This is a genomic window from Exiguobacterium sp. KJ 601 (assembly GCF_027161185.1).
Lineage (GTDB): Bacteria > Bacillota > Bacilli > Exiguobacteriales > Exiguobacteriaceae > Exiguobacterium > Exiguobacterium profundum.
In genome coordinates this window covers 639,304-651,015 of record NZ_JADHZG010000001.1, presented here as the reverse complement: position 1 = coordinate 651,015, position 11,712 = coordinate 639,304, and the positions used below count along the sequence as shown (strand labels likewise).

Sequence of the window (11,712 nt, the reverse complement as noted above, 5' to 3'; positions counted from 1 at the left end):
TTCTTTTTTTCATTCAATCCATTGTTCATTTCTTTTTCCTTTACTGTCTCAAAAGAAACATCTTGTTCCATCCAAATCATCACATCAAGATTTCAACAGAATCACTTTTGTGGCATAAAGCATTACACTTTTCAGATTGGACTATGTCCCTAGTAAATTGGAATGCTTGAAATATCCGAAAAAACCATCCACTTCGTGAACGTTTCGCTCTGCTTCTTACCTCTTTTGTGAAGTTTACAGCTGTAAATGTGAACATTTGTAGGAAAAAAGTAGGATTTTTTATAAACACTGTTTTAAAACGCTTACATTTTGGGCATATAATGAAGTGGTAAGTCAAATTGCATAAGGGAGAAAGGGGAGTATCACATGTCAGCATTTGTCAGTGAAATTATTGGTACGATGCTATTGATTCTGCTCGGTAACGGTGTCGTCGCCGGCGTCGTCCTCCGCCATTCCAAAGCGGAAAACTCTGGCTGGATTGTCATCACAATGGGTTGGGGTCTTGCCGTTATGGTCGGGGTCTACGCAGCCGGAATTTACGGAGGCGCTCACATCAACCCTGCCGTCACGATTGGTCTCGCGACAGCAGGCGAATTCCCATGGGCTGATGTCCCACTTTATATCCTCGCTCAGTTTATTGGAGCCATCATCGGGGCATGTTTGGTTTATGTCCACTACAAGCCGCACTATGATGCGACAGACGATCCTGGTTTAAAACTGGCGACTTTCTCGACAGCTCCAGGTATTCGAAGCACGCCGTACAACTTGATTGGTGAGATTATCGGAACATTCGTCCTTGTCTTTGCATTGTTGTCATTCGGGGCAAACACATTCGCAGACGGACTCAATCCACTCATCGTTGGTTTCTTGATTGTATCGATTGGTCTTTCGCTCGGTGGTACGACGGGATATGCGATCAACCCGGCACGTGACCTTGGGCCACGTATCGCACACGCATTCCTTCCAATTAAAGGAAAAGGATCTTCAGATTGGGGTTATTCATGGATCCCGGTCGTCGGTCCGATTATCGGTGCGATTATTGCCGCACTCATCTACGGTATTCTCGTCCCTTAACACATAATTTTGAAGGAGGAAATCACATATGGCGAAAGAAAAACGTTATATTTTAGCATTGGACCAAGGAACGACAAGTTCACGAGCAATCATCTTTGATCATGATGGAAAAATTGTCACAGTCGCACAGCGCGAATTCAAACAATACTTCCCAAAACCAGGCTGGGTCGAGCACAACGCCAATGAAATTTGGGGCTCTGTCCTCGCCGTTATGGCGGAAGCGTTCGGTTCTGCTGATATCGACCCGAATGAGATTGCCGGAATCGGGATCACGAACCAACGTGAAACAGCTGTCGTTTGGGAGAAGGAAACAGGACGCCCTGTCTATAACGCCGTCGTCTGGCAATCCCGTCAAACCGCCGACATCTGTGAAGAGCTGAAAGCAGCCGGTCATTCCGATATGGTCCGCGACAAAACAGGTCTCCTCATCGATGCCTACTTCTCAGGAACGAAAGTCAAATGGATTCTTGACAACGTCGAGGGTGCACGTGAAAAAGCTGAGAACGGCGAACTCCTCTTCGGGACAATCGACACGTGGCTCATCTGGAAACTCTCTGGTGGAAAAGCACACGTAACCGATTACTCGAACGCATCGCGTACACTCATGTACAACATCTACGAGCAGAAGTGGGATGACGAGTTACTCGACATCTTGACAGTGCCTAAATCAATGCTTCCTGAAGTCAAACCGTCAAGTGAAGTCTATGCGAACACGATTCCATACCACTTCTTCGGATTCGAAGTCCCGATTGCCGGAGCTGCAGGTGACCAACAGGCCGCCTTGTTCGGACAAACTTGCTTCGAAAAAGGTGAGGCGAAAAACACGTATGGAACAGGTTGTTTCATGCTCATGAACACGGGAGAAGAAGCCGTCAAATCTGATCACGGTCTCTTGACGACAATCGCTTGGGGCTATAACGGGAAAGTAGAATACGCGCTCGAAGGATCAATCTTCGTCGCCGGTTCTGCAATCCAGTGGCTCCGTGACGGATTACGAATGTTGAAATCAGCGAAAGACTCGGAACAGTATGCGACACGGATCGAATCAACTGACGGTGTCTATGTCGTTCCTGCCTTCGTCGGTCTCGGTGCCCCGTACTGGAACTCTGACGTCCGTGGTGCCATCTTCGGTCTCACGCGTGGGACAGAGAAAGAACAGATGGTCCGGGCGACAATCGAGTCACTCGCTTACCAGACACGTGACGTCCTCACGTCGATGGAAAATGACTCAGGCATCAACTTGAAGACGCTCCGCGTCGATGGTGGAGCCGTCAGCAACAACTTCCTCATGCAGTTCCAATCGGACATTCTCAATGTTCCGGTCGAACGTCCTGAAGTGAGTGAAACGACTGCACTCGGTGCCGCCTACTTGGCGGGTCTCGCCGTTGGATTCTGGAAAGACCAAGCCGAAGTCAAAGACCAGTGGAAACTCGATAAGAAGTTCGATCCAAACATGGACGAGTCTCACCGTGAAGCCCTATACAAAGGATGGCAACACGCAGTCGAAGCCACAATGGCATTCAAACCTTCAAAACTTGAAGTATAAGACGAAAGGGCATCCTTGCAGGTGCCCTTTTTGTATGCAAAAAAGAGTACCCATGACGGATACTCTTACAGTTTACGCAAACGGACTCTCGGGCTCGTTGGTTCCCCGACGAACAAAATTCCGAGCTCATGTGGATCGGTCTCATACATCGCCCGTTGAACGAATCGGATGTCTCCGTTCAGATTCAACACTTCCAGCTTGATGTATGGCTTATGTTGCTGGAGCGCCTCATAAAAACTGTGCCCTCCGGTGATGACCGTCCCGTTGACTTTATAGATCGATTCACCCGGGATGAGCTGCATCGCCTCTCCAGGCGAGTTCGGTAGCGTATCGACGATGACCGCCCCACGGTTTCCGTTGATGAAAACGGGTGTCGTTCCCCGATTCTCGCGTTTGATCCATTGTAAGCCGAGCTCATAGAGGACGAATAGCGTCAATACTACATAGTCGACATATGGAATCTCAAACGCATATGAGAGGCCGAATAAACCGAGAGCGATCAAAGCGAGTACGGCACGATAATTGCTCAATCGTGCGAGAAGCGTTCCTGGTAAGGCGCCGGTCGACAATAAACTGACCCCGATGGGAATCGGAAGAATGATGGGCACCATTGGCCAGTCGAGACCGAACATCGGTGGCACGAAGACGACGAGCGGGAAAAACCAAATCCGTTTGACGACATGCCCTCCGATAAACTGCCCCCGTTTCGACAAAATCAAGGTCGGGGATGTCTCTTTTGGTCCGTTCCAACGCAAGAGAATCGCTTCCGCAAGGGTGACGAGGCCGAATGTGAGCGCATAGACCGTCCAATCGACCTGAGCGAGTGCTGCTACCCAATCACGAAGCGCCCCATATGCGACAACATCGCGTAACAAGACGACCCCGAACAACACGAGAAGAGGCAGCACCGGATTAAAGAATCGCGGATGCATCGTCAAGACGACGAGCGTATAGAGAATCGTGAACGAGACGGCCCACTCAAACGTGAGAGAAAGAACAGATGGTCCGGGCGACAATCGAGTCACTCGCTTACCAGACACGTGACGTCCTCACGTCGATGGAAAATGACTCAGGCATCAACTTGAAGACGCTCCGCGTCGATGGTGGAGCCGTCAGCAACAACTTCCTCATGCAGTTCCAATCGGACATTCTCAATGTTCCGGTCGAACGTCCTGAAGTGAGTGAAACGACTGCACTCGGTGCCGCCTACTTGGCGGGTCTCGCCGTTGGATTCTGGAAAGACCAAGCCGAAGTCAAAGACCAGTGGAAACTCGATAAGAAGTTCGATCCAAACATGGACGAGTCTCACCGTGAAGCCCTATACAAAGGATGGCAACACGCAGTCGAAGCCACAATGGCATTCAAACCTTCAAAACTTGAAGTATAAGACGAAAGGGCATCCTTGCAGGTGCCCTTTTTGTATGCAAAAAAGAGTACCCATGACGGATACTCTTACAGTTTACGCAAACGGACTCTCGGGCTCGTTGGTTCCCCGACGAACAAAATTCCGAGCTCATGTGGATCGGTCTCATACATCGCCCGTTGAACGAATCGGATGTCTCCGTTCAGATTCAACACTTCCAGCTTGATGTATGGCTTATGTTGCTGGAGCGCCTCATAAAAACTGTGCCCTCCGGTGATGACCGTCCCGTTGACTTTATAGATCGATTCACCCGGGATGAGCTGCATCGCCTCTCCAGGCGAGTTCGGTAGCGTATCGACGATGACCGCCCCACGGTTTCCGTTGATGAAAACGGGTGTCGTTCCCCGATTCTCGCGTTTGATCCATTGTAAGCCGAGCTCATAGAGGACGAATAGCGTCAATACTACATAGTCGACATATGGAATCTCAAACGCATATGAGAGGCCGAATAAACCGAGAGCGATCAAAGCGAGTACGGCACGATAATTGCTCAATCGTGCGAGAAGCGTTCCTGGTAAGGCGCCGGTCGACAATAAACTGACCCCGATGGGAATCGGAAGAATGATGGGCACCATTGGCCAGTCGAGACCGAACATCGGTGGCACGAAGACGACGAGCGGGAAAAACCAAATCCGTTTGACGACATGCCCTCCGATAAACTGCCCCCGTTTCGACAAAATCAAGGTCGGGGATGTCTCTTTTGGTCCGTTCCAACGCAAGAGAATCGCTTCCGCAAGGGTGACGAGGCCGAATGTGAGCGCATAGACCGTCCAATCGACCTGAGCGAGTGCTGCTACCCAATCACGAAGCGCCCCATATGCGACAACATCGCGTAACAAGACGACCCCGAACAACACGAGAAGAGGCAGCACCGGATTAAAGAATCGCGGATGCATCGTCAAGACGACGAGCGTATAGAGAATCGTGAACGAGACGGCCCACTCAAACGTGATGGTCGTCTCGAGTAAAATCGTCACGGCCGATGAGAGGACCGCTAACAGAAGACTCGGCCAGATGAAATGTCTCCATTCCGACTTCGGTGAGCGACGTCTCGAACGGAACATGGCCCGTTCTCGCTTGACCCGTGTCAGCGATATGTATGTAAGGGCGACGAGTGTCACCCAAAACAGCGGACTACCTAACAACGTCAATAAAGCCGTAACACCCATTCGTACAACTTCCACGCGGTCCAACCCTTTCTTTCATACAACGTTATTTTGCGGCTTCTTCAAGCGCACGATTCAATTGGGCGTCATTCGCCTCATCTTGAATCGCTTCGAGCAATTTCGCTTCGAGTGCAGAGGCTGTCTCTTCATCGACAGTTCCAGAAGCCTCGAGACCATTGTCTGTCTGGAATGCTTTCACGGCGTTCGCCATCGTGTCCCCGTAATATCCCGGCTGACCGCCTGGCTCATAGCCGATTCCAGTTAAAATTTTATGCAAGTTCGAGACGGCGTCACCGTAATCTCCGACTTGGAGCGACTCTTCTTCTGTCAGGACACGGGTCACGTTGAAGAAGTCCGGTTGCTCCACTTCAATGTCCGGCTCGATGCCCTTCTTGTTAATCCAATTTCCGTCCGGTGTGAGCCATTTGCTCGTCGTCAATTTCAAGTTACTGCCGTCCTCTAAGTCGAACGCCGTCTGGACGACACCTTTTCCGAACGTCTTCGTCCCGATGATGGTCGCGCCTGCTCCTTCTTTCATCGCACCAGTCAAAATCTCAGATGCCGAGGCAGAACCCTCATCCGTCAAGACAAACAGGTCATACGGTTTCGCTTCACGAGCGCGACCGTTTTGTGCATCACGGTCACCGTCCGCATTCTCGATTTGGACGACCGGTTTTGATGTCGGGACGAACCCTTCCGACATCTCGATGACGGCAGGCAAGAGACCTCCCGGATTTCCACGAACATCGATGATCAAGCTATCGATTTCTTCTGACTCGAGTTGCTCGAGTTGTTCGAGGAATTCATCAGCCGTCGGTTCTGAGAATTGGGTGACTTGGAGATACCCAATCTTTTTACCGTCTTTCTCTTTCACTTCAGAGAAGACCGTCTCGATTGGAATCGTGTCACGTATGATCTCGTAGTCCGCCGTCTGACTGCCACGGCGAATCGTCAATGTGACGGTCGTCCCTTTTTCTCCTCGAATCAATTGGACGGCCTCCTGTACATCCATCCCTTCAATCGACTCCCCGTCGACCGCTGTGATGATGTCACCAGGACGAAGTCCCGCCTCTTCGGCCGGAGCGCCTTTGATCGGAGCGACAATTAAGATGTCCTCTCCTTTCTTCTCCAAAGTCGCGCCGATTCCTTCAAAACTCGATTCAATCGAGTCCGTAAATTGTGACGTTTCTTCCGCATCCAAGAAATCCGAATACGGGTCGTTCAGCGCTGCGGTCATCCCGTCGAGCGCACCGGTCAATAAATCGTCTTCTGAGATGTCCTGTAACGAATGTTCTTCAATCAAATCACGTACTTGGTCGACTTTATCCCAGCCTTCCGCATTCGTTTGAATGGGAAGCGATGTGTCTGTAAACGCCATCGTCGCAAGGCCTGCACCGGCCCCAGCCACGAACGTTGTGCCAGCGAGTAGTCCTGCGGTTGAATTTTTCACGGGTTGGTCCCTCATTTCTCTTTGTAAGTCTTTTCATTAGTATAGCAAAAACTAGAGGAAAAGCGGACGCGTTCCACATATTTGGGACGCGTCCGCTTCTGTCAGTATCCAATATACGGGGCCGGGTCAATTGCGTTCGGCTGTCCCGGTGCCCATTTCCCTCGGTGTAACTCAAAATGAAGATGGGGTCCCGTCGACCAGCCGGTATTGCCAAGCGTTCCGACCGTCTGTCCCGCCGCCACTTGTTGACCGGCTCCGACTGTGATCGCATTTAAATGGGCATAGACGGTCGTCCAAATCTCACCGTTGATGACATGCGAAACGAAGACGACATTTCCATATCCGGTCGCCGGTGCCGCCTTGATGACGACACCTGGTGCGCTTGACACGATTGGTGTTCCAGACGCATTGACGAGGTCAATGCCCTTGTGAATCTCCGGCACACCTGTCAACGGGTTGTCTCGTGGACCGAACGGACTAGACACATAACCGGACACAGGACGAACGAATCCCGTGGACGTGGACACATTCGTCGGTGTTTCGGTTGGTGCGGTCACTTCTGGTGCCTCCTCGACCTCCGACTCACGGGCTTCCGCTTCTGCTTGTGCTCGCTCTTCAGCGGCACGCGCCTCAGCTTCACGTTTGGCACGTTCCGCTGCCTCTGCGGCTTCTCGTTCGGCAGTCGCAATCGCCTCTAGTTGTTCACTGATGATGCGGTTCTGTTCAGCCATGACCGCCTGCTCTTCACTGCGCGTCATCTTTTCGAGCTCGAGCTGCTCTACTTGTTCGTTCAGTTCAACCAACAGGTCACGTTTCTTCTCGGCCGTCCGGTCAAGGTCTTGCTTGGTGATGACGAGCTCGCGCTCTTTTTGCTTGATGAAAGAGAGCTGGGTACGTTGTGTCGACTCGAGCGACTCCAAACGTTCCATCTCACTCATATAATTATGTATGAGCTCCCGGTCCTGTTCAGCGATCGTGCGGGCCGTCATAGCCCGTGTCACGAAGTCGCCGAAGGAACGGGACTCAAAAATGACTTGTAAATAGGAAGTGTCTTCATGTACTTGCAAAACGCGAAGGCGCTCGTTCACGAGTTCCTTCTGGCTTTCCAAGTATTCTTCCTGAACGGAAAGTTGTTGGCGGGTCGACTCGAGTTCTGCCCGGGCTGTATCGACCTCATGCTGCTGAATGGCGATTTGTTCGCTCAATTCATTCAACCGGTCGTCGACGACGTGTATTTCCGTCTTCACGGCATCACGCTCTGCCTCGGTAATCTCGAGTTCGGCATCCGTCTCGGCCTGCGCTTTTTTCGACTCCTCCAACTCATTGGACAGTCGATCTTGTCGAGCTTTCAACGTGTCTTTCTCTGTCGCCATGACCGGCATGGCAAGTAACGATACACACAACCCTAGCGCAAGCGAACGTTTCATCCGCCAACTCCTCCTTATTTAAGTTAGATTTTCAAGAAACGACCGAGCGATGTCGTCGATCCCCAGATTCCGATGAACGCACCGAGTGCAAGTAAAACAAGCGATACTTGGACTGTTAGCGTCGATGGATCAATCAACTTAAATATATCACTATTCAATTGATCAAGCGATGGTTGTAAAGCACTATATGCAACGTCATATCCGAAATAAATGACAAGAATCGGGACGAGAGCCCCAAGCATTCCAAGGAGCAATCCTTCGATAAAGAACGGCCAGCGGATAAAGCTGTTTTTCGCTCCGACGAGTCGCATGATTTCAATCTCACGGCGACGCGAGAAGATTGTCATTTTAATCGTATTTGAGATCAAGAACATCGCCATCAATGTCAAACCGACAATCAACGCGAGTCCACCGATGCGAATCCCGTTGAAGAAAGCAAACATTTTATCGATGTAGTCTTTTCCGTATTTCACATCGTCCACATTATCGAGTGAACCGACCGATTTGGCCACTTCCTCTAGTTCTGTCGGGTCTTGTGCTTTGACGATATAGCGGGCGTGGAGCGGGTTGTCTTTTTCGACCGTTCCGTATGCAGCCGCATCATCGCCGAGCTGGTCTTGGAACTTCGCTAGCTCATCTTCTTTTGAACTGAACGTGACCGTCGAGACACCCGGCACCTGTTCAATGTTCTCCCCGAGTTTCTCAACCGAGTTCTCATCCGCTGTACGAGTGATGAACACTTGAATCTCGACATCATTTTCGACGTTATCTGAAATTTCATTGATGTTGAACATGACGAGTGCGAATACACCGACAAGTAGCAACGTAATGGTCACGGCACTAATGGCCGCGAACGACATCCATCCATTCCGAAGTGTTCCTTTGAACCCTTCACGCAAATGGCGCAATCCAGTCTTAAATATCATAGCCATATGCTCCTTTCTCTTCATCGCGCACGACTTTCCCGTTCTCAATCGCGATGACGCGGTGACGAATCTTATCGACGATGTCACGGTTGTGTGTCGCCATGACGATTGTCGCTCCGCGGCGGTGAATCTCTTCAAACACTTCCATGATACCCCATGCTGTTTCCGGGTCTAAGTTTCCTGTCGGCTCATCGGCGATAATCAATTTTGGCTTATTGACGATTGCGCGAGCAATCGAGACACGTTGTTGTTCTCCACCTGATAGTTCGTCGGGATAGTTGCGCGCCTTGTTCTTCAATCCGACAAGGTTCAACACATCCATGACTTGTTTCCGAATCGAAGACGTGTCCGCTCCTACAACTTCTAATGCGAACGCTACGTTCTCATATACCGTAAGTGACGGCAACAATTTGAAGTCTTGGAAGATAACGCCGAGTTGACGGCGTAGCTTCGGTACGTGTCGGTCTTTAATTTTCCCGACATCGAGTCCGTCAATCAACAATTGACCGGCTGTCGGCTTCTCCTCACGATAAATCATCTTCATGAACGTCGACTTTCCGGCACCGGAAGGTCCAACGACATAAAGGAACTCGCCGTCGCGAATCTCTAGATCGAGGTCATCCATGGCGACGACGCCGTTCGGATATACTTTACTGACTTTTTGCATCGAGATCATAACGTATTCCCTACCCTTTTTAAATTATTTTTAAGCATCTATGACGAATTTGAATCAATTGTTTTAGTTACTGTATATTTCGCCTAGAGTCTTTTTTACAGGAAACGGCTCCCTCTGTCAAGGTGTCGCTTTTTTATGTTAGCCTGGTCAAAAAATCATCTAGGGCATATGTTGAAGCGACTACAATTATATCAATCCGACTTTTAAAACACCATTACAGGATTGTTTCAGTTCGATTGAGTTCGATGTGAAAATGTCGCGAAGAAACTCGCTTTCTTATTCCCTAAGAGAATGTTGAAACCGCACTTCAAAAGGGTGCTCCCTAAGGAACACCCTTCACCAATACGCCACATTTAATCGTGTGGTTTTTCTTTCAATGCATCAAACGGCGACTTTTTCCGTTTCCGATACTTGATATGAATCGTTGAGGATTCATAGTCATCGGAAGCCCGGATATCCCGACTCGATACGCGGACGAATGACCAAGCAAGAAGGAACATGATGAAGATAAGCGGGAATCCACCGACGATACTCGCTGTCTGGAGCGTCTCTAGTCCGCCGAGGAACATGAGCGTGAGCGGCATGATAGCAAGCGCGAACGCCCAAAAGAGACGGTTCCAGACAATCGGCTCATCCTCGACATGTTTTTGCGTGACCGATGCCAAGATGTATGATGATGAATCGAACGTTGTCGCCAAAAAGATAATGGCAAGAAGCGTAAAGACGCCGATGACGACTTTCCCGAAAGGTAATTGGCCGATGATGGCGATGATTGTAGGTGCCGGCCCATTCGCCGCCATGTACCCGACAACATCGAACGTCCCACTTAGATGAAGGTAGAGCCCGTAGTTTCCGAGAATCCCAAAGAACAAGATGCATCCGAGCGTTCCGTACACCATCGTCCCAAAGATCATATTCCGAATCGTACGACCGCGTGAGATACGGGCGACGAACAATCCGACGAATGGTGCATAGACAAGCCACCATGCCCAATAGAACACCGTCCACGATTCCGGGAACCCGGTCGATGTGAAGCCACCGAAGTCACCGAACGGTTCCATCCACGTTGCCATCCGGAAAAAGTTATCCATGACGATTCCGACTCCATTGAACGTCGTCTCCATAATGAATCGAGTCGGACCAAAGATAAGCACGAACGTCAAAATCCCAAGGGCGAGCCAGATGTTTAAGTCACTGAGTACTTTGATGCCACCCTTCAGTCCAATGTAAGAACTGATGGCGAAGATGACCGTACAAATCAACATGATGACGGCCTGCATCCCGAGCGTGACGGGAATCCCTGTCAGTTCGTTGACCCCTTCGGCAATCATCGGGGTACCGAGGGCGAGCGTCGTCCCGGCACCACCTAATAATCCAAAGATAAATAAGATATCAATCAATTTACCGAGGGGTCCATCTGCCCATTTTCCGATAACGGGACGTACCGCTTCACTTACCTTTAAGACGGATTTCTTACGGACGTAAAAGAAATAAGCGATCGGCAGTGCCGGTAACGTATAGATTGCCCAAGCGATCGGTCCCCAGTGGAACATCCCATATGCTGTCGACCATTGAATCGCTTCCGGTGACTCCGGTGTCAGCCCGAACGGCGGACCTTCATAGTAATAGACCCATTCGATGACGGACCAATAGAGGATGCTGGACCCGATGCCGGCAGCAAATAACATCGCCGCCCAAGAGAATGTACTAAATTCGGGTTCTTCATCTTCACGACCTAATTTGATATGACCATTCTTACTGAAGGCAATGAAAATCAAAAATCCGAACGCACCTAAGCCCATTGCTAAGTACAACATGCCGAAGTTAGAGGTCATGTATTCGTTCGCCGCACCGACCCACGCTTTACCGGTCTCTGGGAAGAAGATGAGCGGTAACGTCACCCCTAACAGTAATACAAACGAACCGATAAAGGTCGGCCAGTCAATAAGTTTTGTCTTCAATTGTCATCACTCCATTTCCACTATGTCTCACGTTACCTTAACAATATTTCCCCAAGCCCTAAC

General features: G+C 50.1%; 9 protein-coding genes and 1 pseudogene. 3 read left to right on the top strand and 7 right to left on the bottom strand.

The window, feature by feature from the left end:
- The first annotated feature begins 366 nt into the window (after positions 1–366).
- Together IRJ25_RS03375 and glpK are read left to right on the top strand one after the other, a co-directional pair.
- Positions 367–1,074 (top strand): MIP/aquaporin family protein, encoded by a 708-nt coding sequence (locus tag IRJ25_RS03375; protein WP_047795079.1) that lies wholly within the window; start codon positions 367–369, stop codon positions 1,072–1,074.
- A gap of 28 nt (positions 1,075–1,102) precedes the next feature.
- A complete protein-coding gene (gene glpK, locus IRJ25_RS03370; RefSeq protein WP_214736915.1) occupies positions 1,103–2,620 on the top strand; it encodes a glycerol kinase GlpK in 1,518 nt (505 codons plus the stop codon).
- Between the two features lie 65 nt (positions 2,621–2,685).
- On the opposite strand, the gene IRJ25_RS03365 is transcribed toward glpK, so the two are convergent.
- Positions 2,686–3,660: a PDZ domain-containing protein gene (locus IRJ25_RS03365; protein WP_269317782.1), complete on the bottom strand. Its 975-nt coding sequence runs from the start codon at positions 3,658–3,660 to the stop codon at positions 2,686–2,688.
- Here IRJ25_RS03365 and IRJ25_RS03360 point away from each other — a divergent pair.
- Positions 3,612–4,007 (top strand): annotated as a pseudogene (locus tag IRJ25_RS03360) (FGGY-family carbohydrate kinase); the annotation flags it as partial. The gene IRJ25_RS03365 and the pseudogene IRJ25_RS03360 sit on opposite strands and share 49 nt — an antisense overlap.
- 65 nt (positions 4,008–4,072) lie before the next feature.
- Here IRJ25_RS03360 and IRJ25_RS03355 read toward each other — a convergent pair.
- The 6 genes from IRJ25_RS03355 to IRJ25_RS03330 all read right to left on the bottom strand — a co-directional run bounded on the left by IRJ25_RS03355 (position 4,073) and on the right by IRJ25_RS03330 (position 11,649).
- On the bottom strand, positions 4,073–5,227 hold the full coding sequence (locus tag IRJ25_RS03355; protein ID WP_249199077.1) for a PDZ domain-containing protein: 1,155 nt from the start codon (positions 5,225–5,227) through the stop codon (positions 4,073–4,075).
- A 28-nt stretch (positions 5,228–5,255) separates the two neighbouring features.
- The gene (locus IRJ25_RS03350) at positions 5,256–6,659 is read right to left on the bottom strand and encodes a S41 family peptidase (protein ID WP_047795076.1); all 1,404 of its coding nucleotides are present in this window, start codon (positions 6,657–6,659) and stop codon (positions 5,256–5,258) included.
- Between the two features lie 101 nt (positions 6,660–6,760).
- Positions 6,761–8,086 carry a murein hydrolase activator EnvC family protein gene (locus tag IRJ25_RS03345; RefSeq protein ID WP_269317781.1) on the bottom strand — a complete coding sequence of 442 codons (1,326 nt, stop codon included), beginning with the start codon at positions 8,084–8,086 and terminating at the stop codon, positions 6,761–6,763.
- A gap of 23 nt (positions 8,087–8,109) precedes the next feature.
- The gene (gene ftsX / locus IRJ25_RS03340) at positions 8,110–9,012 is read right to left on the bottom strand and encodes a permease-like cell division protein FtsX (protein ID WP_031422854.1); all 903 of its coding nucleotides are present in this window, start codon (positions 9,010–9,012) and stop codon (positions 8,110–8,112) included.
- Positions 9,002–9,688, bottom strand: a complete 687-nt coding sequence (gene ftsE, locus IRJ25_RS03335; protein WP_047795074.1) for a cell division ATP-binding protein FtsE — start codon at positions 9,686–9,688, stop codon at positions 9,002–9,004. The genes ftsX and ftsE overlap by 11 nt, the downstream gene beginning before the upstream one ends.
- A gap of 353 nt (positions 9,689–10,041) precedes the next feature.
- Positions 10,042–11,649, bottom strand: coding sequence for a BCCT family transporter (locus IRJ25_RS03330; RefSeq protein WP_159562643.1), 1,608 nt, complete (start codon positions 11,647–11,649; stop codon positions 10,042–10,044).
- Between the last annotated feature and the right edge of the window lie 63 nt (positions 11,650–11,712).